The sequence below is a fragment of the Stenotrophomonas sp. STEN240 genome (assembly GCF_056756175.1).
Map to the genome: position 1 here is coordinate 1 of NZ_JBRRBO010000060.1, position 22503 is coordinate 22503.

Sequence of the window (22503 nt, forward strand, 5' to 3'; positions counted from 1 at the left end):
GAGCGGGTGGTGGCCCGCGTTTGGGGGGGTTGCGTCTTTTCGTCTTCTGCGTGTGTGGTCCCGGGCCCCCCACTACGCTGCTCGGCTGAGGCATTACCGGGAAAGCCCTTGCCGAGCATGGCTCGGCACTACGCACACGCAGGCCTGACATGTCGGGAAGCTTGGCAGCTGCACGCAGCGGCCGCTGTATCATGGGCGCCATTCCCGCGCGCAACGCGCAGTCGGCCTTCAGCGCCGGCCCATGATCCAGAGAGTCTTTCGCATGTCTTCCGCTCGTCCCGCCACGCTTGAACAGTGGCTCGCCCATATCGAACAGCAGCACCCGCAAGCCATCGCGATGGGTCTGGAGCGCGTTCGCGAAGTCGCACAACGCATGCAGCTGGGCCGGCCGGCCGAGCATTGCATCGTGGTCGGCGGCACCAATGGCAAGGGTTCGACCGTGGCCTTCATCGAGTCCATCGCCCGTGCCGCGGAGTGGAAGGTGGGTGCTTATACCTCGCCGCACCTGCTGCGCTACAACGAGCGCGTGCGCATCGATGGCCAGGACGTGGATGACGCTCGCCTTGTGGCTGGCTTCAACGCGGTCGAAGACGCGCGTGGCGACACTGCATTGACCTATTTCGAGTACGGCACGCTGTGTGCGCTGTGGCTGTTCCAGCAGGCTGGTTTGGACCTGGCGGTGCTGGAAGTCGGTCTCGGCGGGCGCTTGGACGCGGTCAACATCATCGATGCCGATGTGGCGGTGATCACCACCGTCGATATCGACCATGCCGATTGGCTGGGCAACGACCGCGAAGCCATCGGTGAGGAAAAGGCCGGCATCATCCGTGGCTGGAAGCCGGTGATCCTGGGCGAGATCGATCCACCTTCGAGCGTGCTGCGGCGCGCCTATGTGCTTGGCGCCAATGCGATCCGTTTCGGCAGCGATTTCTTTGCCGAGGATATCGACGCCGAGCTGTGGCGCTGGCGCGACGTCTCGTTCCGGCTGGAACTGCCGCAGCCGGCCTTGTGGGCGCCGATCCAGCGCAACAACGCTGCCACTGCGGTTGCCGCCTTGCGCGCGCTGGACAAGCCGGTGCCGCGCACTGCGTGGGCACAGGGCGTGGCCGAAGCGCAGGTGGTCGGGCGCCTGCAGCGCTTCCAGCACAACGGCATTGAGGTCCTGCTGGATGTAGGCCACAACCCGCAGGCTGCCGCTGCCCTGGCGGCGGCCCTGAAGGCCGAACCGGTGGCTGGCCGCACGCTTGCGGTGTATGCCGCGCTGGCCGACAAGGACGCGGCCGGGGTGGTCGAGGCCTTGCAGGGGCAGGTTGATGGCTGGTTCCTGGCCGGGCTGGAAGGTGCGCGTGGGCAGACCGCCGCCCAGTTGCGTGAACGCCTGGCGCAGACCGGCGCCGCCAACGCCACGCTGTCCGACACGGTTGCCAAGGCGCTGGAAGCGGCAGTAGGCCAGGCCGGGCCGGGTGATCGGGTGCTGCTGTTCGGCTCCTTCCATACGGTGGCCGAAGCGCTGCCACTTCTCCGTTCAGCTGACTAAGACGCTGCCGCGCGTGCCCCGCATATAATCACCGGGGCACTCCGCCGCGCCGCGCATACGCCAATTGTGGATACTCCTCTGAAACAGCGATTGATTGGTGCCATCGTTCTGGTGGCTCTTGCCGTGATCTTCCTGCCGATGCTGGTCAAAGGGCCGGCCCCGGACAGTGGTGTACAGGACGTGCCGTTGAGCGCGCCTGCAGCGCCTGGCGAAGGCCAGTTCGAAACCCGCGAGCTGCCGCTGGTAGCGCCCGGCGCACCGGCAGGCGGTGCCTTGGGCATGCCGGCCGCACAGCCGGAAACCGGCGTCGCCGCTGCGGTCGAGCAGCCCGGCAATGCCTTGCCGCCGTCGGCTGCCGCCGGCAACTACGCGGTCAACTTTGGTGCCTATGGCAGCGAGGCCGATGCCGACGCGGTGATCGCGCACCTGAAGAAATCCAATCTGCCCGGCTTCCGCCAGGCCGACACCATCAATGGCCGCCAGGCTTGGCGTGTGCGCATCGGCCCGTATGCCGATCGTGTCCAGGCCGAGTTGGTGCGACTGGAAGCCGGCAAGGTCCGCAACGATGTGAATGCACAGGTGGTGGTGCTCAACGCCGCTGCCGAAAATGCAGTTCCTGCACCGGCACCGGCCCCTGCTGCCGCACCGGCCAGCAGCACCGCCACCGCAGCCGCCGCCACTGCCCCGGTACGCACGGAGGCCTTGCCGCCCGAGCCGGCCAAGCCGGTCGCGGCAGCGCCCAAACCCGAACCCAAGCCCGCTGCCAAGCCGGAAGCGCCCAAGCCCGAGCCGGCACGGCCGGTTGCGGCTACCCCGGCCAAGCCGGCGGTCACCACGCCAGCGGCACCGGCCGCCAGCGGCGTCGGTTTTGCCGTGCAGCTGGGTGCCTTTGGCCAGGCCGCCGACGCCAATGCGCTGCGTGACCGCGCGCGCGCGGCCGGCTTCAGTGCCTTTGTCGAACAGGTGCGCACCGACAACGGCGTGCTCAACCGCGTCCGTATCGGGCCGGTCGCCAGCCGCGAACAGGCTGAACAGCTCAAGGCACAGGTCGCGGCCAAGGTCGGCATTGCCGGCATGGTCCGCCCCCATCCTTGATGCGGCGTTGTATCCGCCTGACCGCTCACACGCCGGCACAGCGTATTCGCGGGGCGCCCGGTGATTGATCTGGCGCTGTTGGCGCTGATCGGCGTATCGGCCCTGTTCGGGCTGATGCGCGGCCTGCTGGCAACCGTGCTGGGCGTGCTGAACTGGCTGTTGGCTGGCGCGGCCGCGTTCTACTACGGCGAGCGCGCGGCCCTGATGCTGGCCGGCCAGGCCCAGCCCAGCGCCGGCGACTATGCCGGCGGTTACCTGCTGGTGTTCGTCGGCGTGCTGCTGGCGGCAAGCCTGGTGGGGCGCCTGCTGCGCGGGGTGGTGGATGCCACGGTACTGCTGAAATGGCCGGATCGCCTGCTGGGGCTGGCCTTGGGCCTGCTGCGCGGGGTCTTGTTCGCGGTGCTGGCCGTACTGCTGCTGGGCTTCACCTCGATGCGCGAGGAGGCCGGTTGGCGCCAGTCCAGCGTGCTGCCCTGGCTGCAGCCGATGGCCGACAAGCTGCGCGAGAAACTGCCGCAGCCACCTGAATCGCCGGCAATGGCGCTGATGGACTTGGGGAAGTCGGTGTTGGCAGGCGATAATGGCGGACCGAACGAAGCAGATGCGGGCAGTGGCTTGCTACCGGCGCAGTTGGAGGGGACGCGTTTTGATCCCCGCCAACGCAGCGGACAGGAAGGCCGAGCTGACCCGGCGGGGGCGTTGCCCTCCAACATCGATCCGGCGCAGGTGCGCCCGGGTCAACTCAAGCCGATACGGGTTGAGCCTCAGGGCCAGGCACGGCCACCTTCACGTTAACGGGCATCGCCCAGCGGAGATCGCGCAACATGTGTGGCATCGTCGGAATCGTCGGCAACCAGAACGTCGCCGGGCAGCTTTATGACGGCCTGACCGTCCTCCAACACCGTGGCCAGGATGCGGCCGGCATCGCCACCGCCGACGGCACCCGTCTACGCGTGGAAAAGGCCAATGGCCTGGTCCGTGATGTATTCGACGAACGCCGCATGGAATTGCTGCAGGGTCGCATCGGCATCGCCCATGTGCGCTACCCGACCGCAGGCTCGGAAGGCACCGACGAGGCGCAGCCGTTCTACGTCAATTCGCCTTACGGCATCGCCCTGGCGCACAACGGCAACTTGATCAATACCGAGGCGCTGCGTCGGCAGGTGTTCGAGGCTGACCGCCGCAACATCAATACCGATTCGGACAGCGAAGTGTTGTTGAACGTGTTCGCCTACGAGCTGGACGCGCAGCGCATGCTCACCCCGGAAGCGGCCATCCGCGCCGTGGCCGGCGTGCACCGTCGCTGCAAGGGCGGCTATGCGGTGGTCAGTGTGGTGCTGGGCCTGGGCCTGGTTGCCTTCCGCGACCCGCACGGCATCCGCCCGCTGGTGCTGGGCAAGCGCATGCATGCCGAAGGCATCGAGTACGCGGTTGCTTCCGAATCGGTGGCGCTGGACGTGCTCGGCTTCGAGCGCATGCGCGATGTGGCACCGGGCGAAGCGGTGGTCATCACCGAGCGCGGCGAGCTGTTCACCGAAGTCTGCGCCACCAGCACCCAGCCGACCCCGTGCATCTTCGAGTACGTGTATTTCGCACGTCCGGACTCGATGATGGACAACGTGTCGGTGCACAAGGCGCGCATGCGCATGGGCCAGAAGCTGGGCGAGAAGATCCTGCGCCTGCGTCCGGATCACGACATCGACACCATCATCCCGATCCCCGACACCTCGCGCGATGCCGCGCTGGAGATGTCCAACGTGCTCGGCGTGAAGTACCGCGAAGGCTTCGTCAAGAACCGTTACGTCGGCCGCACCTTCATCATGCCGGGCCAGGGTGAGCGGGTGAAATCGGTGCGCCGCAAGCTCAACCCGATCCACCTGGAGTTCCGCAACCGCGTGGTGCTGCTGGTGGACGATTCCATCGTGCGCGGCACCACCAGCCAGCAGATCGTGCAGATGGCACGCGATGCCGGCGCACGCAAGGTCTATCTGGCCAGCGCCGCGCCGCCGGTGCGTTATCCGAACATCTACGGCATCGACATGCCGGCCGCCGAAGAACTGGTCGCGCACAACCGCAGCGTCGAGGAAATCGAGAAGCACCTGGGCTGCGATTGGCTGGTCTACCAGGATCTGGAAGACCTGGAACTTGCCGTGCGCGAAGGCAACCCGGAGCTGAAGGAATTCGATTCGTCCTGCTTCAACGGCGAGTACGTCACCGGTATCGAACCCGGTTACTTCGAGCGCATCCAGCAGCTGCGTTCGGACGAAGCCAAGACCCAGCGCCGCGCCTGACTCATAAGCCCCCAAGGGGGCGCGCCCAAAGCCCCTCTCCCTGCGGGAGAGGGGTTGGGGTGAGGGCAGAACGAAGCGGCAACGTGTGAGCAGCCATGAACCCGCAACAATCGCATCACTCCACAGCCAACCAGGCATTCATACCTCCACCGGAAGCCGCCGATTTCTCCCTGCTCGACGCCGCCTGCATCTGCATGGCCGCCGCCGATCCGCTTGAGAAAGTCGCGCTCACCCAGCATTACGCCACGCGCTACCGCGCTGGCAGTTTGAAGCTGCCGGCAGACGCGCCAGACCCGGATCCGATCCGCTCGCCAGGCCGCCCACCGCAACTGGTGCTGGTGCACCCACGCGATCTGCCCCGGCGTGGCCTGGGTTCGATCGATGGCCGTGCCGCCTTCATCCATGCCATCGCCCACATCGAACTCAATGCCATCGACCTGGCCTGGGATGCGGTGTATCGCTTCCGCGGCTTGCCGGCCAGCTTCTACGCCGACTGGGTCAGCTGTGCGGACGACGAATCACGCCATTTCGTCTTGCTGCGTGATCGCCTGCTGGCGCATGGCCATGACTACGCCGATTTCCCCGCCCACAACGGCCTGTGGGAAATGTGCGAAAAGACCGCGCATGACGGTCTGGCGCGCATGGCCTTGGTGCCGCGCGTACTGGAAGCCCGTGGTCTGGATGTAACCCCGGCAATGATCGGCAAGCTGCGTTCGCTCGGTGATGCCAGCACTGCCGATGTGCTGGAGGTGATCCTGCGCGAGGAGGTGGCCCACGTGGCAGCCGGCACGCGGTGGTATCACTGGTACTGCACGCGCGCTGGCGTCGAACCGAAGGCGCGCTTCAAGCAGTTGCTCGGCGAATACGCGGGCGGCTACCTGCGTGGCCCGTTCAACCTGGAAGCCCGCCTGTTGGCCGGTTTTGACGAGGATGAGCTGGCCCACCTGGTCGAACAGGCCGGCTGAGCGCGGCGGCCTGCCTGCCGTTGATCGTGTCTGCTGTTGCCCGCTGCGGCAACGATGAACGCCGCCCCGAATTCGGGTCGCGTCCGATTGACTGCCTGCGTGCAGGCGTTCCACCATCGGTCATGGTGGATGTCTGGCTGTTGCATGCCGCATTCGCCACGCGGTGATGCAACGGCATGCACCATCATCTGATCGCGGCGCACGTCAGCGTGAGCGCGGTCGGCAATGACGCAATCAAGGAGAACGTAATGAAGCAGATGTTGATCGCAGGTGCGGTGTTGTTGGCATTGGCCGCGTGTAACGGGCAGAAGCCTGCCAGCACCGATGGCAGCACTGCGGCGCCAGCACCGGCACCGGGCGCAAGCGCTGAAGCGGGCGCCCAGGATGCATTCCCGGTGATCCTGCAGGCCACCGGCACCGAGCCGTTCTGGGCAGTGCGCGTGGACGGCGCCAAGCTTGACTACAGCACCCCGGAAACCCAAGCCAGCCCGCGCCATTTTGAAGGCGCCCGTGCCGTGCAGGATGGTCTGCTGGTGGTGCAGGGCGGCGAGGGTGCCGACGCATTCCGGCTGACGCTGCAACGTGCCGAGTGTTCGGACGGCATGTCCGACCTGAAACACCCGTTCACCGCCGAATTCGTGCTGGGCAAGGACACCTTCAAGGGCTGCGCCCGCGACCCCTCGGTGCCGGTGCAAGCCCCCTGAGCATGCTGCATGTAGAAGCGGCGTAAGCCGCGAAGCCAGCAATGCAAAGCCCGTCAGACAGGTCTGCAATTGCGGCCATGTTTGACGGGCTTTCTTGTACCAGCTTCGCGGCTGATGCCGCTCCTACAAATTCAAGGCAGCGGCTCCCTCTGTAGGAGCGGCGTTAGCCGCGAAGCCACCAATGCAAAGTTCGCCAAGCAGCTCTGCAATTGCAGCTATATCGGGCTTTCTTGTACCAGCTTCGCGGCGTAAGCCGCGAAGTCACCAATGCAAAACCCGCCAGACCGGTCTGCAGTTGCAGCTATGTCTGACGGGCTTTTTTGTACCAGCTTCGCGGCTTACGCCGCTCCTACGACAAGCCCGGTTGGCGTCAGCTCAACGCTTCCAGGCGGAAGCCATCGGCATCCACGCGCAGTACCGAGCCCTGTTCGTACCAGTCGCCCAATACGATGCGGGTGCAGGTGCTGTCACCGGCGGTCACGGTATGGATCGCAGGGCGATGGGTGTGGCCGTGGATCATGGTGTCCACGCCGTAACGCTGGAACGTGGCCAGCACTTCGGCCGGGGCCACGTCGGTGACGGTTTCAAAGGTCGCGTTGTCGTCCTGCTTCATTTCAGACTGGCGCGCCTGGCTGGCGGCGCGTGCCTTCTGTGCGAACGCAATACGCGCTTCCAGCGGCTGCGCCAGGAACTGCGCGATGAAGGCGGGGTTGCGGCTCTGCGCACGGAAGGCCTGGTAGGCAACATCGTCGGTGCACAGCAGATCGCCGTGTTGCAGCATCACCGGCCGGCCGTACAGGGTGATCACGGAGGGGTCGGGCAGGATGCGCATGCCTGCGCGCGCGGCATAGTCGTTGCCGACCAGGAAGTCGCGGTTGCCACGGATGAAATACACCGGTACGCCGGCATCGCTGACTTCGCGCAACGCCAGCGCGACCGCGTCGGCGGCGCTGGACGGCGTGTCATCGCCGATCCACGCTTCAAACAGGTCGCCAAGGATGTACAGCGCCTCGGCCTGGCGCGCTTCGCCGCGCAGGAAGTCGAGGAACAGCTCGGTGATGGCTGGACGGCTGGGGTCCAGATGCAGGTCGGAGATGAACAGCGTTGTCATGCCTGCATTGTAGAGCCTGATCAGCCGGCGAGCAGCGGCAGCAGCTGCAACGAGCCGGCACCCAGCAGCACACCGATGGCGGTGGCGGCCAGCACATCGCTGGGGTAATGCAACCCCAGCACCACCCGTGACAGGCCTACGCCCAGCGTGAAGGGCAGCAGCAGCGGCGCCAGCCAGGGGTAATAGGCCAGCGCCACCACGGTGAAGGACACCGCGTGCAGGGTATGGCCTGAGGGAAAGCTGTATTCATCCAGCGGTGCGACCCAGGCGCGGATGCGCATATCGGCGGCGAACGGGCGCGGGCGGCGGGTCCAGCGCTTGAGCAGCTTGTACAGGGTCAGCGCCAGCACGCCGGTGGCAGCCATGTGCGCGGAGGCCTGCAGGCCGTCCAGGCCATCGGCCAGTACCAGTGCGCCCATCAGCATGTACCAGAACACCCCGTCACCGAGGCGGCTGAGCACCGAGAACAGGCGGCGGATTCCACGGCGGCGGCCATAGCGGTTTGCGCGCCGGCACCAGCGTGCCTCGCGTGCGGCGATGCCTTCAGGCGGCAGCAATGGCATGGCCGCGTCTCCGGGAGGCCAACTCGCTGAGCAGGGCTTCGAATTCGGCCACTACCTGCTCTGGATGCAGGCGTTGCACAGCGCGGCTGGCGTTGGCGCCGAGCAGGCTGCGCATTTCGTCATCACCGGCCAGCTGCACGGCGGCGGCGATGAAGTTCTCATCGTTGTCCACGGCAACCCCGCTATAGCCGTTGCGAAGGTGCTCGCGGGCGGCGCCATAGTTGAAGGCGACGGTGGCCACGCCGCTGGCCATGGCTTCCAGGGTGACATTGCCGAAGGTTTCACTGCGGCTGGCGAACAGGAACAGGTCGCCGCTGGCGAAGTGCCGGGCCAGCGCCTCGCCACGTTGCACGCCGCAGAAAATGAAGTCCGGGTTCTGTTCGGCCAGCTTCTCGCGCATCGGTCCATCGCCCACCCAGACAAAGCGGGCCTTCGGACGCTGTTGCTGGATGCGGCGGAAGGCCTTGATCGTCAGCGCGAGGTTTTTTTCGGCGGCAATGCGGCCGACGTAGATCACCGCAAAGCCTTCGCCTTCGATACCCCATTCGGCACGCAGCGCGGCGTCGCGCTTATCGGGGCCGAACTGGCTGCCGTCCACGGCGCGTGCCAGCAAGCGTGCACGTGAAAAGCCGTTGTCCAGAAGGAATTGTTGCAGTTCGCGGGTAGGGACCAAGGTGGCTTCTGCCTGGTTGTGGAAACGCCGCATCCAGCGCAATGCGGCCGCCTGCAACCAGGCGGCGCCGTAGTCGGGCAGGTATTCATCAAAGCGGGTGTGCAGCCCCGAGGCAACCGGGATGCCGAGCCGGCGCGCGGTGCGCATTGCCGACCAGCCCAGTGGGCCTTCCGTGGCCACGTAGATCGCGTCCGGGCGTTGTTGTTGCCACTGCCTGGCAAGCCGCAATGGGGCGGGCAGGCCGAAACGCAGGCCGGGATAGCGTGGCAGGCCGGCGCCGCGAACCAATACCTCATGGGCGGCGCCGGTACTGTCCTGCTGCTGCCGTGGGCGCACCACATCGACCTGGTGGCCGCGCTTGCGCAGGCCGTGTTCCAGGCCCTGTACGGTCAGGGCAACGCCATTGACCTCCGGTGGATAGGTCTCGGTGACGATGGCAAAGCGCATGGCGACCTCCGGGTTTGGCGCAAGCCTGCGCGTCACCGATGAAGCACTTGTTACGTTGATCTGACCGCTTTGTGACCACCACGAAAGACAAACAACCACGGCCCCGAAGGGCCGTGGTCGTCGTGGCTTTGCGCAGCCTGGACGACCGATCAGAAGCGTTGCTGGTACTTCATGTAGACGAAGCGACCGATGTCATAGCCGCCGTAATACGAGAAGGCCGAGTTCGGCTTGCTGTACATCAGCGGGCCATACTTCTCGAACACATTGTTGGCACCCAGCGAAACCGTGGCGTCCCACGGCAGCGAGTAACGCACCTGCACGTCGTGGAAGGTCACCGAGCCGCGTTCGTTGTAGTTGCGCGCGCCCTTGTACCAAGGTGCGTAAACACCCGGGTCGGAGCATTCGTCCGGATACAGCGAAATGTTCGGGCACTGCTCCTTGACCCCGGAGTAGTAGCGCGATGTCCAGCTCGCACCGAAGTTGCCGCGTTCCCAACCCAGGCTCAGGTTGGAGCGGACGCGGAAACCACTGCCGATGCCATTGCTGGTGGTCGGTACGATGGCGCTGTCGTTGGTCGAGCGATAGATGTTTTCGCTGACATAGGTGCTTGCCCAGTTGCTGCTGAACTTGCCGTAGGCGGTGTCCAGCCGGTAGCTCACGTCCAGATCGTAACCTTCGGTCTGCATGAAGCCGGCGTTGCGGTTGCCGAACTGCAAGCTGCTGACGATGCCGGTTACCGGGTCACGGGTGAAGCGGGCACAGCGTGCATCGACGCCCTGCTCATAGCAGTCGATCAGGATCTGGTTCGGGCTGTCCGAGACGATGGTGTTGTCGATGCGGATCTTCCACCAATCCAGCGACACGTTGAGGTTGCTGATGAAGCTCGGGCTCCACACCAGTCCCAGTGTCTTGCTTGTGGATGTCTCCGGTGTGAGCGAGGGATTGGAACCGCCGACGAATGGAACCGGCGATGCGTCGCTGGCAGTGGTTACCGGGGTCATGCCCTGCCTGAGCTGACGGAAGCTGCCGGCGTTGGCGATATCGCGCGCACAACGGGCGCGCACCTCGGCACTGCTGCGGGAAGCGCCGAACACGGTATCGCAGGGATCGCTGAACTGGGCAAAGGTTTCCGAGCCGCCGCCGAACAGGTCATTGATGGTCGGTGCACGGAAGCCTTCGGCCCAGGTGCCACGCACCAGCAGCTGTTCAAACGGCTTCCACTTGAAACCGAACTTGCTGTTGAGCGTGTTGCCGAAGGTGTCGTAGTTGGAGTAACGCGTGGCGGCATTGAGACTCAGTTCCTTTGCACCGGGCAGGTCGGCCAGCAACGGGATGTTGAGCTCCAGGTAGGCTTCATCGACTTTGTAGTCGCCACCGGTTGGGCCGGACGCCAGGTTGGTGGTGGCACCGGTCTGCGCCAGCGGATCGGGAATGTACTCGCCGGTTTCCTTGCGGCTCTCCACGCCAAATGCAAAGCCCAGGTCGCCAGCGGGCAGGCTGACGATGCTGCCGGCGATATTGGCGAAGAAGTTCCTGCTGGTGGTCTTGCCCTTGGTGAGCTCGGCCGGGAACAGCCAATCCAGCAGCGTGGCGTTGCCGGTCAGCCCGTTCGGGTCGACCGTGCCGTAGGCGACCAGCGGATTCCACGGCGTACAGTTGGCGACCACTGCGCCGGGCTTGCCGCATTCGACCTGGCCGGTGGCGGCGTTGTAGAACGATGGCCCGGTGGCAGCGGCAACGCGGCCCTTGTGCAGGTTGCCGGTGGCGGCCGTCTCCAGTTCATTGCGGTTGTACTGGTAGCCCACTTCCCAGTCGAAGTAACGCTCGCCGATATCGAACGAGCCGTCGAACGAGGCAACCGCACGGTAGGTTTTCAGCTCGCTGTCGGTGATGCGCGGCACTTCCCAGGCGCGGCGGTTCCACGCCACTGCGGTTGGCTTGGCATAGCCGTGCTGGTTGCCGAACGGATTGAAGTAGCTGTCGATCGACATCGGGCCGACGCCGGCGGCACTGGATTGCAGCGGGTAACCGGCAATCTGCCGCTTGGAGCGACGTTGGTTGTAGCCGAGCTCGGTCTTGAAGTTGATGCTGTCGGTAAGCCTGACGCGGCCATCGAAATACACCGAATCGCGCTTCACCGGGTAGCTCACGTGCATCTGCTCGTTGGCGTTGCTGACATCGCCGGTGAAGGCGGTGGTATCGGTCAGATGATAGTTGGCCGGGTTGCTCGGGTCGCTGCCGCGGTCCAGTGAGTAGTTGCAGCCGGACTTGGTGTCGGTGCAGCCGGGGCCGCCCTTCAGGCCGGTGATCTGGCCCCACTGGCTGATGGTGGTCCAGTTGCTGGCATCGGCCGGGTGGCGGTCGCTGATGCCATAAGCGCTGAACCAGCGGTCCTTGGCCCAGACTTCCTTTTCTTCGGAATGCTCGGCGGCGAAGGTCAGCGCGATGCGCTCGTTGTTCCAGCCGCTGACCACATCGAAACGGTCGCGTGCGCCGTCACCTTGGCTGTATTGGCCGTGATACGCGTTGACCGTGGTGCCGCTGACATTGCTGCGGGTGATGATGTTGACCACGCCAGCCATGGCATCGGAGCCATAGATCGCCGAGGCGCCGTCCTTCAGTACTTCGATGCGCTCCACCGCCGACACCGGCAGGCTGGAGACGTCCTGGTAACCGGAGGTGCTGATGCCAAGCCGCTTGCCATTGACCAGCACCAGGGTGCGCTGGGTGCCGAGGTTGCGCATGTCGATATAGGTACCGCCGGCGTTTTCACCGGCCGTCAGCGCGTTGGCGCGGCTGATGGTCGGGCTGCCCATCGCGGTGACGTTCTGCAGGATGTCGGCGACCGAGCTGAAACCCTGTTGCTCGATGTCGGTGCGGCTGATCGCAAATACCGGCTGTGCGGTTTCGACATCCACCTGGCGGATGCGCGAGCCGGTGATCTCGATGCGATCAAGCGTGGTCGGCTTGTTGTCCTGCGCGAGTGCGGGCGCGACGACCACGCCAAGGGTGCTGGAAACAAGGGCACAGCGAATCGCCTGCCCCAGGATGCTGGAACGTGAATGCATAACGGCTCTCTCTCTCTCTCTTTGCACTGACAAGTGTCAAAAGGGGAGAGCTGCGGTGTTGCACAGCCCAGGCTCTCCCCTGAATCCACCAGATGTGAAGGTGGTAGTGCGAGGTTAGCCGGTTGGAATCGCGAATTAATCGCTAAGTTATTGAGATTTATCTGAAAAAAGGCTGGCGATTTGCCGCGGCAGATTGTCGCCGCGGCTACGCCTGACAGCGCTGGCTCAGGCCACGAATGGCCTGAAGCTGATCCCCAGCCCGCTCATGCCTTCGGCTTCGCCGACCAGATCGGCGCGCAGCAGCGGGCGCGCGTCGATGAAGTCCTTGGCCAGGATCAGCGACAAGGTATTGCCATCCACCGACAGTTCCAGCGTCGGGATCGGGTCGGGCTCGTGCGCGCGGTGCAGCAGCACCGCCAGCCGCAGTAGCGCCGCCGTGCGCTTGGCCGGCAGCAGCAGGCGCTCGGGCAGGGCTTCGAATGCGTTCTTGGAAATACCGCGCCGGTGTGTACGGATCAGCGCAGCCAGCATCTGCTGTTCCTGGCGTGAGAAACCGGCGATATCCGAGTGCTCGATCACGTAGCTGCCGTGGGTGTGATAGCCGCTGTGCGCGATCATCAGGCCCAATTCGTGCAGGCGTGCGGCCCAACCGAGCATGCGCGCATCGTCCACGTCGAGCTTCCAGGCCTCGGCTACCTGTTCGAACAGCCGCTGTGCGGTAGCTTCCACGCGCCGTGCCTGGGTTTCATCGATGGCGTAACGCAGGGTCAGTGCGGCCACCGATTCGTCGCGCGGATCGTTGTCGTTGGCGCGGCCCATGATGTCGTAGAGGATGCCTTCGCGCATCGCCGCTTTGCTGACCAGCAGCTTCTGCAGGCCCAGTGCCTGGAAGGCGGCCTCCAGCACCAGCACGCCGCCGGCGATGATCGGCCGGCGTTCGTTGGACAGTGTGGGCAGCACGATCTCATTGATGTTCTTGGCGCGCAGCAGTTCTTCGCGCAGCTGCGGCAGCGCTTCGGCGGTGATCGCGCCCTTGCTCAGCTTCATCGCCGCGCAGATTTCGCTGATGGCCTTGTGGGTGCCGGACGAGCCCAGTGCTTCCTGCCAGCCCAGCGCCTTGTACTTGTTGGCGAACGGCTGGAACTCGGCACCGATCTCGGTGAGCGCGTCTTTCCAGCGCTTCTTGCTCAGCTTGCCGCCGGGGAAAAAACGCCTTGTGCTGGCGATACAGCCGGCCTGCAGGCTTTCGCGTTCCAGCGTCTGCATGCCGCGGCCGATGATGAATTCAGTGGAGCCGCCGCCGATGTCGATCACCAGCCGGTGCTGGTCGGGCTTGGGCGGCTGTGCATGGGCGACGCCGAGGTAGATCAGGCGCGCTTCTTCGCGCCCGCTGACCACTTCGATGGCGTGGCCCAGCGCGGTTTCGGCCGGCATCAGGAACGACAGCGGTGAACGCAGCTGGCGCACGGTATTGGTGGCCAGGGCACGCACCCGGTAGGGCGGGATGTTGCGGATGCGCTGGCCGAAACGGGCCAGGCATTCCAGCGCGCGCTGGCGGGCTTCGGCGGACAGGCCGCCTTTGCCATCCAGGCCGTCGGCCATGCGTACGGTTTCGCGCAGGCGGTCCACCACCCGCAGCTGCCCGAGCAGGTAGCGCGCGATGACCATATGGAAACTGTTGGAACCCAGGTCGATGGCGGCCAGCAGGTCGCCGTCCTGCAGGGGTGGTGGGGTCAGAGAGGACTGGGGCATGGCGGAATGGTAGCGGTAGTAGGGCGTGAAGAGGAATGAGGAGTGAGAATTGAGGAGTGAGAAAAATCAGGGTCCCGCTCACTGACAGTGCCGGCCGGCCTCATTCCCGGCCCCGGCAAGAATGAGGCAGCCGCGCTCGCGGCCCTTGCTCCTTCTCGTTTCCCACTCCTGTTTTCTCCCGCTTGGCGTTTCGCTCCTGCCTCAAAGCCCTTCCATCAGCGCCTGCTGCGCCGAATGCGGCGGCTGGCCCGGGGCCGGCACGCATTTGCTGTAGCGGCCGTCTTCCTGCAGTTCCCAGGCGTTGAGGTTGTCGTCCAGGTAGTTCTGCAGCACCTCGCGGTAGATACGCCGGGCCAGGCTGCTGTCCAGGATCGGGAAGCAGGTTTCCACGCGGCGCAGCAGGTTGCGCTCCAGCCAGTCAGCGCTGGCACAGTACAGCTCGGGGGCGCCATTGTTGCCGAACCAGTAGACGCGGCTGTGTTCGAGGAACCGGCCAACAATCGAGCGTACGCGGATGTTCTCCGACACCCCCTCCACGCCGGGGCGCAGGGTGCAGGCGCCACGCACGATCAGGTCGATCTGCACACCGGCCTGCGAGGCCGCGTACAGGGCGCGGATCACCTGCGCCTCGTTGAGTGCGTTCATCTTGGCGATGATGCGTGCCGGCTTGCCTTCCAGGGCCAGCGTGGTCTCGCGCTCGATGCGTTTGATCAGCCCGGCATGCAGGGTGAAGGGCGATTGCAGCAGGCACTTGAGCTTCATCTTCGGGGCAAGCCCGGACAGCTGCTGGAACAGCAGATGCACATCGTTGCCGATATCCGGGTCAGCGGTGATCAGGCTCAGGTCGGTATAGGCCCGTGCCGTGCCGCTGTGGTAGTTGCCGGTGCCCAGGTGCACGTAGCGGCGCAGCTTGCGGCCCTCGCGGCGCACGATCAGCAGCATCTTGGCGTGGGTCTTGTAGCCGACCACGCCGTATACCACCTGCACGCCGGCATCCTGCAGGCGATCGGCCAGGCCCAGGTTGGCTTCCTCGTCGAAGCGCGCACGCAGCTCGACCACAACGGTCACGTCCTTGCCGTTGCGGGCGGCCAGGATCAGCGCTTCAACAATCCCCGAATCCTTGCCGGTGCGGTACAGGGTCTGCTTGATCGCCAGCACGTTGGGATCAACCGCCGCCTCGCGGATCAGCTCCAGCACGGTGCTGAAGGAATCAAACGGGTGGTGCAGCAGTACATCGCCCTGCGCCGCCGTCACGAAAATGCCCTCGGGCGACTTGAACACGCGCGGCGTCATCGGCGGGTATTTCAGGTCCGGCCGCAGCAGCAGGTCATAGACCTGGATCACCCGGTTGAGGTTGACCGGGCCATCGATGCGGTAGGCGGCATTCTCGGACAGGCCGAAATTCTGCAGCAGGGTCTGCATGATCGGCTTGGGGCAGTCGTGCGCGATCTCCAGCCGCACCGCCGGCCGGTACCCGCGGTCGACCAGCTCATCGCGCAATGCCAGCGCCAGGTTCTCGACTTCTTCCTCGTCCACCACCAGCTCGGAATTGCGGGTGACGCGGAACTGGTAGGCACCCTGCACATCCATGCCCGGGAACAGTTCATCGACGAAGGCCGACAGCACCGCCGACAGCAGCACGAAGTTCTGCGGGCCGCCCAGTGATTCGGGCAGCTGGATGATGCGTGGCAGCGAACGCGGAGCGCGCACCAGCGCCAGATGACCGGCCCGGCCGAAGGCGTCGGTGCCCTTGAGCACGACGACGATATTCAACGACTTGTTGAGGATCTTCGGGAACGGGTGCGAGGGATCCAGCCCCAGTGGCGACAGCACCGGCATGATTTCGTTGCGGAAGTAGGCGCGCAGCCAGCGGCGTTGGCGCGCGGTCCAGCTCTTGTGCGCAAGGATGCCGACCCCGGCCTCACCCAGCGCCGGGCGCAGTACCTGGTTCCAGCAGCGGTACTGCTGCTCCACCAGCTCGGCGGCGCGGTCGTGGATGGCATTGAGGATGGCCTGCGGGCTCATCCCGTCCGGCGCCGGTGGCAGCCCGAACTCCTGTGCATGGCGCACGGCCGCCGCGCGGATTTCGAAGAACTCGTCCAGGTTGGTGCAGGAGATGCACAGGAAGCGCAGTCGCTCCAGCAGCGGCACCTGCTCGTCCATCGCCTGTGCCAACACGCGGAAATTGAAATCCAGCTGTGACAGCTCCCGGTTGATGTACAGCGAGGGATCGCGCAGGGGATCGCTGCTGATGACAGCGGTGGCGGGGGGCGGGGGAGGAGGAGTCATGCCGGAAAGTCTTCCATGGACAGAGGCGAGGGGGATGCATTGCGCGGGCGTACATGCTCGGCGTCGAAGTGGCAGGCAAAGGTGCTGCCCTGGCCGACTTCGCTGCGGATATCCAGGCGCGCCTGGTGCAGGCCGAGAATGTGTTTGACGATGGACAGGCCCAGCCCGGTGCCACCGCTTTCGCGCGAGCGGCTGCTGGAGACGCGGTAGAAACGTTCGGTCAATCGCGGCAGGTGATTGGCCGGGATGCCGTAGCCGGTGTCGGTGACGGCCAGCACCGCGCCATTGCCCTCGCGGCTGAAGGTCAGGGTGATGCGGCCGCCGGCCGGTGTGTAGCGCACGGCGTTGGTCAGCAGGTTGGAGAAGGCGCTGTGCAGTTCCTTGTTGGAGCCGGCCAGGTCCACCCCGGCCAGGTCCTCGACCGTGATGGTGTGGCGGCCCTGGCTGTGCGCTTCGGCTTCGCGCCGCAGCGAGGCCAGCATCGAGGTCATGCTCACCGTTTCCAGCTCGGCATGTTGCTGCGATTCCAGCCGCGACAGGGTCAGCAGGTCTTCTACCAGTTGCGCCATCCGCTGCGATTGCTTGCGCATCTCCGACAGCATCGGCCCGGTATCGGGGAAGTCTTCCGGGTCCATCATGTCCAGGTAGCCGTGCACCACGGTCAGCGGTGTGCGCAGCTCATGGGAGACATTGGCGACGAAATCACGCCGTACCTGTTCCAGGTGCAACAGCTTGGTCACGTCGCGTGCGACCAGCAACCAGTGATGGTCCGAATAGGGGATCAGGCGCAGGTGCAGGCGGATTGCCGGATCCACCGGCGAGTTGGCATCCAGGATGGGCTCTGCATTGCGGCCGCCGGCCAGCCAATGGGCCAACGGCAGCGGCTGCAGGCGCGGCACCAGCGCCGCTTCCATGTCGGCCGGATGCTGCAGGCCGAGCAGGGTGGTGGCCGCTTCGTTGAACCACTGCACGCGCTGGGTGTTGCGGTCCACCACGACCACCGCATCGGGCAGCGCGGCGGCGGCGGCGCGGTAGCTGCGCAGCATTTCGACCAGGCGGCGCTTGCGCGCGCGCATTTCCTGCTGGTTGCGTGCCAGCAGGCGGTCCAGCTCGTTCCACACGCCCACGCCTTGTGGCGAATCCCAGCGCTGACGTGCGGTCAGCCGCAACAGCAGCTGGCGCAGCCGCCAGTAATGCCAGGTCAATATTGCCAATGCGGTGATCGCCACGATCAGCGCGGGGTGGCCCAGCAACGCACCCAGCCCCCATGCCAGCAACAGCAGCGTGGCCACGGTGGCCAGCGTCTTCAACCAGGCAGATCGGAATTGGCGGGGCATTGCACTCTCGGTGGTACTGGGTGGATCCGTCGGCGTTACCAGGTTATAGCATCGCTTGCGGCCGGGTGGCCGCAACGGCTCAGGTGGCGGCGGAGAAGCGATAGCCGGCACCGCGCACGGTCTGCACCATGTTCTCGGCACCGAAGGGTTCCAGTGTCTTGCGCAGGCGGCGGATGTGCACATCGATGGTGCGCTCTTCCACATACACGCTGCCGCCCCAGACATGGTCCAGCAGCTGCGAACGGGTATAGACGCGCTCGGGGTGGGTCATGAAGAAATGCAGCAGGCGGTATTCGGTGGGACCAATCGGCACCGGGGTGTCGTCGGCGAAGACGCGGTGGGCGGCGCCGTCGATACGGATGTTGCCAACGCTGACGCTGCCGTCTTCGTCATCATCGCGGGTGCGGCGCATCACCGCACGGATGCGCGCCAACAGTTCGCGTGCCGAGAACGGCTTGACCACGTAGTCGTCGACACCGGCTTCCAGGCCGCCGACGCGGTCGTTCTCTTCGCCGCGTGCGGTGAGCATGATGATCGGCACATCGCGGGTGAGGACTTCCTTGCGCCAGCGCCGGGCAAGTTCCAGGCCGCTGGTGCCGGGCAGCATCCAGTCCAGCAGGATCATGTCCGGCACGCGGTCGGCAATGGCGGTCTGCGCTTCAAGGGCGTCGCCGGCATGTACCGGGTCGTACTCGCCCTTGCGCAGGGCAAAAGCGACCATGTCACGGATCGCGGGTTCGTCATCGACAATCAGAATGCGTTTCTGCACGTGGCGCCTACCGGAATGCCCGTCAAGAGGGGGTGTGCCCAGTAGACTACGGTTTGATGACGGGTTTGTGACATCACTGCCGGAGTGAATCTTCAATCCACGCCGCGCAGGTTCAGTTCCGTGACATTTCCGGGTCATGCACGCCGAGCCGGCGCATTTCCAGCACGGTCGGCATGATCGATTCGATGCGCGCATCAACCCGCGCGCGGCTCACGTAATCCAGCCCGGGTTGCTTGAGCAGGGCCTGGAACTGGATCAGTGCCTGTTCCGGCCGACCATTCAGATAGGCCGCCTCGGCATAGGCTTCACTGGCACGGCTGCTGTCGCCGGCCAGCTCGCAGGCGCGGGCAAACGTTGCCTGGAACACCGGGTCGTCACTGGAACGTGCCAGCAGTGGCCGCAGCATGGCCTGCGCGCGCTGGCCGGCGGCCACGCCGCCCTGTTCATTGAGGATGCGCGCATAGGTCAGGGCCACCGGCCGGCTCTGCGGCAGGCGCTTGAGCAGGGCGTCGAAGCGCTTGTTGGCGTCTTCGTGGCGGCCGCTGCGCGATTCGGCCTCACCGACGGCCAGGTTCACCCACAGGTTGTCCGGGTACTCCTGCAGCAGTTGCTGCAGCTCGGGCAGGGCCTGGGCGACACCGCCGGCGCCGCCGTCGCGCAGGCGGGCGATGGCCACGCCGTAGCGCTGCGGGTCGGTCAGGCCGTTCTTCTGGCTGCGCTTGAGGCCTTCGTATTCGCGGACCAGCTCCGACGGGGTCGGCGCGCTGAGCACGCGCAGGCGTTCGCGGGCCCAGTCGAACTGTCCGGTGGGGCCGCGCGGCAGGCTGGTGCCGGGCAGCGACAGCTGCAGGCCGGCTGGCAGCAACGGGTTGCCGCCGCTGAGCGGATCACGGCTGGTATCGGGGGCGGACGGATTGACCCGCTCCTGCAGTACCCCGGTCGGGGTCTGCGTGGTCAGCAACACCGTGTCCTTCTTCATCTGCTCGGCACGGGCCTTGGCTTCGCTGATGCGGGTGATGTTGACCGGGTGGGTACGCAGAAAGTCCGGCGTGGAATAGCCGCCTTCGTTGCCGCGCATGGCTGCCGACATGCGTTCGAAGAAGCCGGCCATCGCGTCCACGTCATAGCCGCTGCGGGCCAGGGTACGGATGCCCAGGCGGTCGGCTTCGGATTCGTTGGAACGGGTGAAGTTGATCTGGCGCTGCTGCATCAGCCCCATGCCGGAGGTGATCGCGGCCATGGTCGCATCGCCGGAGGAATTGCTCCCGGCCTGCTGTGCGGCGATCACCGCCGCCAGCATGCCGAGCAGGATCGGGATCTGGTCGCGCTGGGCGCGCTCCACCCCGCGCAGCACATGCTGCTGGGTGACGTGCGAGATTTCATGCGACAGCACTGCCGCCACCTCATCCTCGCGCTCGGCGGTGAGGACCAGGCCGGCGTTCATGCCGATATAGCCGCCCAGCGTCGCAAATGCGTTGATCTGGCGGTCCTTCATCATGAAGAACGTGTACTTCTGCTGCGGCTGGGCGCTGTTGGAGCCCAGCCGTGTTCCCATGGTGCTGAGCCAGTCATTCACCAGCGGGTCGTCCAGCAGGTAGCCGTAGTTGCGCAGCTCGCGCAGCATCATGCCGCCGTACTCCGCCTGCCGCGCCGGGGTCAGCAGCTCGCCGGCCGAGGAGCCGATATCGGGCAGCTTGCTGTCGTCGGCACGGGACAGCGGGGTGGCCAGGGCCAAGGTAATGGCGGTGGCAAGCAGCAGGTTGCGCAAGCGGTGACTCCGGGTAGTGGCAGGGCGGAGGATGACGGGGAAGCGGGGCGCGGGTGTGAAGCGCAGGTTAACCCGCTGTGTTCTGCCGGTGGCGTCGAAAAACCACGCGGCCGGTACCATATATGGACAAAGTTTCCACTCAGGAGTTTCGTTGTGACTACTTCTTCCAGCGCCGGTGCACCGGAGATCACCATTTACTCCACCGCCGTCTGCCCGTATTGCGTAGCGGCCAAGAATTTCCTGAAGAGCAAGAACCAGTCGTGGACCGAGGTCCGGATCGACCTGGACCCGGCCGCGCGCGAAAAGATGATGGCGCTGACCAGGCGCACCAGCGTGCCGCAGATCTTCGTGGGTGACGTCCATGTGGGCGGCTACGACGACATGATCGCGTTGCACCGGGCCGGCAAGCTGGAGCCGCTGCTGGCCGGGCAGGGCGCATGAGCGCCGACAGCGAAAAGGACCGCCTGGCCGAATTCACCGAATTCCGCCAGCGTATGAACCAGCGCATCCTGGCCGAGCCCAACCAGGTGGTGCGGCGCTTTTTCGCGCTCGACACCCAGACCTACCAGGCCGGCGCGCTGGATGTGAAGACCAAGGAGCTGCTGGGCCTGGTGGCCTCGATGGTGCTGCGCTGCGATGACTGCATCAGCTACCACGTGGCCCAGTGCAAGGACGCCGGGGTCAGCCGTGAAGAGTTCTTCGAGACCTTCTCGGTGGGCCTGGTGGTGGGCGGCTCCATCGTCATCCCGCACCTGCGGCGGGCGGTGGATTTCCTCGACCAGCTGGAGAACGGGGCGGCCACCGCGCCGGCCGGGCACGAGCACAGCTGAACCCCAGACCTTTGTCCAGTTGGGGCTGGCGCGACTGATCAGGCATAATTGACAGTTGAAACCTTTTCAATCGCGCCGGGTTCCGGGCAGCCGGATGGCGCATTCCTCCTCCCTGTTCGGAATACCTAGAAATGACGCAGACAATCACCGTCATCCGCGGCGATGGCATCGGCCCGGAAATCATGGACGCCACCCTGTTCGTACTGGACAAGCTGGGTGCTGGCCTGACCTATGAATTCGCCGACGCTGGCTTGGCCGCGCTGGAAAAGCACGGTGAGCTGATCCCGGCTTCCACGCTGGAATCGATCAAGAAAAACAAGGTCGCCCTGAAGAGCCCGCTGACCACCCCGGTCGGTGGCGGTTTCAGCTCGATCAACGTTGCCCTGCGTCGCCAGTTCGACCTGTACGCCAACGTGCGCCCGGCCATCTCGTTCCCGAACACCAAGTCGCGCTACGAGAACATCAACATGATCACGGTGCGTGAGAACACCGAAGGCGCCTACCTGGCCGAAGGCCAGGAAGTGTCGGCCGACGGCGAGACCGCGTTCTCCGGCACCCGCATCACCCGCAAGGGCTCCGAGCGCATCGTGCGTTACGCCTTCGAGCTGGCCAAGAGCACCGGCCGCAAGAAGGTCACCGCCGTGCACAAGGCCAACATCATCAAGTCGACCTCGGGCCTGTTCCTGGACGTGGCGCGCGAAGTTGCCGCCAAGTACCCGGAAATCGAGTTCCAGGAAATGATCGTGGACAACGCCTGCATGCAGCTGGTGATGCGTCCGGAACAGTTCGACATCATCGTCACCACCAACCTGTTCGGCGACATCATCTCCGACCTGTGTGCGGGTCTGGTTGGCGGCCTGGGCCTGGCCCCGGGTGCCAATATCGGCGTTGACGCGGCCATCTTCGAAGCCGTGCACGGTACCGCGCCGGACATCGCCGGGCAGGGCAAGGCCAACCCGGTCGCGCTGCTGCTGGGCGCTGCACAGATGCTGGACCACGTCGGCCAGCCGGAAAACGCCGAGCGCCTGCGCAAGGCCATCGTTGCCACGATGGAAGCCAAGGATTCGCTGACCGGCGACCTGGGCGGCACCGGCACCACCATGGGCTTCGCCCAGGCCATCGCCAGCCGCATCTGATTGCAGCTGCGGTAGTTGGTGTAAAAAAAACGGAGCGCGAAAGCGCTCCGTTTTTGTTTGTGTAGTGCCGAGCCATGCTCGGCAGGAGCTTTCCCAAGACCAGCTGTAGTGCCGAGCGATGCTCGGCAGAGGCCTTACCGGTAATGCCTCAGCCGAGCATGGCTCGGC

At 65.4% G+C, this 22503-nt stretch carries 18 protein-coding genes; 9 read left to right on the forward strand and 9 right to left on the reverse strand.

What is annotated here, in order from left to right; translation table 11 throughout:
• The first annotated feature begins 262 nt into the window (after positions 1–262).
• The 6 genes from folC to ACVOKO_RS17960 all read left to right on the forward strand — a co-directional run bounded on the left by folC (position 263) and on the right by ACVOKO_RS17960 (position 6592).
• On the forward strand, positions 263–1537 hold the full coding sequence (gene folC, locus ACVOKO_RS17935) for a bifunctional tetrahydrofolate synthase/dihydrofolate synthase (protein WP_346500459.1): 1275 nt from the start codon (positions 263–265) through the stop codon (positions 1535–1537).
• Positions 1538–1603: 66 nt separating this feature from the next.
• Positions 1604–2632 carry an SPOR domain-containing protein gene (locus ACVOKO_RS17940; RefSeq protein ID WP_346500461.1) on the forward strand — a complete coding sequence of 343 codons (1029 nt, stop codon included), beginning with the start codon at positions 1604–1606 and terminating at the stop codon, positions 2630–2632.
• A 60-nt stretch (positions 2633–2692) separates the two neighbouring features.
• Positions 2693–3427, forward strand: coding sequence for a CvpA family protein (locus ACVOKO_RS17945; RefSeq protein WP_346500463.1), 735 nt, complete (start codon positions 2693–2695; stop codon positions 3425–3427).
• 29 nt (positions 3428–3456) lie between these two features.
• On the forward strand, positions 3457–4923 hold the full coding sequence (gene purF, locus ACVOKO_RS17950; RefSeq protein WP_346500465.1) for an amidophosphoribosyltransferase: 1467 nt from the start codon (positions 3457–3459) through the stop codon (positions 4921–4923).
• Between the two features lie 194 nt (positions 4924–5117).
• Positions 5118–5888: a ferritin-like domain-containing protein gene (locus ACVOKO_RS17955; protein ID WP_346500492.1), complete on the forward strand. Its 771-nt coding sequence runs from the start codon at positions 5118–5120 to the stop codon at positions 5886–5888.
• Positions 5889–6064: 176 nt separating this feature from the next.
• Positions 6065–6592 carry a COG3650 family protein gene (locus ACVOKO_RS17960; protein WP_346500467.1) on the forward strand — a complete coding sequence of 176 codons (528 nt, stop codon included), beginning with the start codon at positions 6065–6067 and terminating at the stop codon, positions 6590–6592.
• A 370-nt stretch (positions 6593–6962) separates the two neighbouring features.
• Here ACVOKO_RS17960 and lpxH read toward each other — a convergent pair whose 3' ends face one another.
• From lpxH to ACVOKO_RS18005, 9 genes are all read right to left on the reverse strand, one after another.
• The gene (gene lpxH, locus ACVOKO_RS17965; RefSeq protein ID WP_346500469.1) at positions 6963–7703 is read right to left on the reverse strand and encodes a UDP-2,3-diacylglucosamine diphosphatase; all 741 of its coding nucleotides are present in this window, start codon (positions 7701–7703) and stop codon (positions 6963–6965) included.
• Positions 7704–7723: 20 nt separating this feature from the next.
• A complete protein-coding gene (locus ACVOKO_RS17970) occupies positions 7724–8266 on the reverse strand; it encodes a phosphatase PAP2 family protein (RefSeq protein WP_346500472.1) in 543 nt (180 codons plus the stop codon).
• Positions 8247–9386, reverse strand: a complete 1140-nt coding sequence (locus tag ACVOKO_RS17975) for a glycosyltransferase family 4 protein (protein ID WP_346500474.1) — start codon at positions 9384–9386, stop codon at positions 8247–8249. Before ACVOKO_RS17975 ends, ACVOKO_RS17970 begins: the two co-directional genes overlap by 20 nt.
• Positions 9387–9535: 149 nt before the next feature.
• Positions 9536–12454 (reverse strand): TonB-dependent receptor domain-containing protein, encoded by a 2919-nt coding sequence (locus ACVOKO_RS17980; RefSeq protein WP_346500476.1) that lies wholly within the window; start codon positions 12452–12454, stop codon positions 9536–9538.
• A gap of 225 nt (positions 12455–12679) precedes the next feature.
• A complete protein-coding gene (gene ppx / locus ACVOKO_RS17985; RefSeq protein WP_346500478.1) occupies positions 12680–14206 on the reverse strand; it encodes an exopolyphosphatase in 1527 nt (508 codons plus the stop codon).
• 201 nt (positions 14207–14407) lie between these two features.
• Positions 14408–16495, reverse strand: coding sequence for a polyphosphate kinase 1 (ppk1, locus tag ACVOKO_RS17990; RefSeq protein WP_346500480.1), 2088 nt, complete (start codon positions 16493–16495; stop codon positions 14408–14410).
• On the reverse strand, positions 16492–17832 hold the full coding sequence (phoR, locus tag ACVOKO_RS17995) for a phosphate regulon sensor histidine kinase PhoR (RefSeq protein WP_346500482.1): 1341 nt from the start codon (positions 17830–17832) through the stop codon (positions 16492–16494). Before phoR ends, ppk1 begins: the two co-directional genes overlap by 4 nt.
• A 79-nt stretch (positions 17833–17911) precedes the next feature.
• A complete protein-coding gene (phoB, locus tag ACVOKO_RS18000) occupies positions 17912–18601 on the reverse strand; it encodes a phosphate regulon transcriptional regulator PhoB (RefSeq protein ID WP_057629324.1) in 690 nt (229 codons plus the stop codon).
• Positions 18602–18713: 112 nt separating this feature from the next.
• A complete protein-coding gene (locus ACVOKO_RS18005; protein ID WP_346500485.1) occupies positions 18714–20369 on the reverse strand; it encodes a M48 family metalloprotease in 1656 nt (551 codons plus the stop codon).
• Positions 20370–20522: 153 nt separating this feature from the next.
• Here ACVOKO_RS18005 and grxC point away from each other — a divergent pair, with 153 nt between their 5' ends.
• The 3 genes from grxC (at position 20523) to ACVOKO_RS18020 (ending at position 22335) form a co-directional block, all read left to right on the forward strand.
• Positions 20523–20810: a glutaredoxin 3 gene (gene grxC / locus ACVOKO_RS18010; protein ID WP_346500487.1), complete on the forward strand. Its 288-nt coding sequence runs from the start codon at positions 20523–20525 to the stop codon at positions 20808–20810.
• Entirely contained in the window at positions 20807–21199 is a 393-nt protein-coding gene (locus ACVOKO_RS18015; protein WP_057629321.1) for a carboxymuconolactone decarboxylase family protein, read from the forward strand. Before grxC ends, ACVOKO_RS18015 begins: the two co-directional genes overlap by 4 nt.
• Before the next feature lie 131 nt (positions 21200–21330).
• A complete protein-coding gene (locus ACVOKO_RS18020; RefSeq protein WP_346500490.1) occupies positions 21331–22335 on the forward strand; it encodes an isocitrate dehydrogenase in 1005 nt (334 codons plus the stop codon).
• Positions 22336–22503 lie beyond the last annotated feature (168 nt).

Bases quoted from the DNA above. Each gene is read 5' to 3' on its own strand.
- folC (WP_346500459.1), top strand. From the start codon at position 263: ATGTCTTCCGCTCGTCCCGCCACGCTTGAACAGTGGCTCGCCCATATC.
- ACVOKO_RS17970 (WP_346500472.1), bottom strand. From the start codon at position 8,266: ATGCCATTGCTGCCGCCTGAAGGCATCGCCGCACGCGAGGCACGCTGG.
- ACVOKO_RS18015 (WP_057629321.1), top strand. From the start codon at position 20,807: ATGAGCGCCGACAGCGAAAAGGACCGCCTGGCCGAATTCACCGAATTC.
- phoR (WP_346500482.1), bottom strand. From the start codon at position 17,832: ATGCCCCGCCAATTCCGATCTGCCTGGTTGAAGACGCTGGCCACCGTG.
- ACVOKO_RS18020 (WP_346500490.1), top strand. From the start codon at position 21,331: ATGACGCAGACAATCACCGTCATCCGCGGCGATGGCATCGGCCCGGAA.
- ACVOKO_RS17975 (WP_346500474.1), bottom strand. From the start codon at position 9,386: ATGCGCTTTGCCATCGTCACCGAGACCTATCCACCGGAGGTCAATGGC.
- ACVOKO_RS17980 (WP_346500476.1), bottom strand. From the start codon at position 12,454: ATGCATTCACGTTCCAGCATCCTGGGGCAGGCGATTCGCTGTGCCCTT.
- purF (WP_346500465.1), top strand. From the start codon at position 3,457: ATGTGTGGCATCGTCGGAATCGTCGGCAACCAGAACGTCGCCGGGCAG.
- ppx (WP_346500478.1), bottom strand. From the start codon at position 14,206: ATGCCCCAGTCCTCTCTGACCCCACCACCCCTGCAGGACGGCGACCTG.
- ACVOKO_RS17955 (WP_346500492.1), top strand. From the start codon at position 5,118: ATGGCCGCCGCCGATCCGCTTGAGAAAGTCGCGCTCACCCAGCATTAC.
- lpxH (WP_346500469.1), bottom strand. From the start codon at position 7,703: ATGACAACGCTGTTCATCTCCGACCTGCATCTGGACCCCAGCCGTCCA.
- ACVOKO_RS17960 (WP_346500467.1), top strand. From the start codon at position 6,065: ATGCACCATCATCTGATCGCGGCGCACGTCAGCGTGAGCGCGGTCGGC.
- ppk1 (WP_346500480.1), bottom strand. From the start codon at position 16,495: ATGACTCCTCCTCCCCCGCCCCCCGCCACCGCTGTCATCAGCAGCGAT.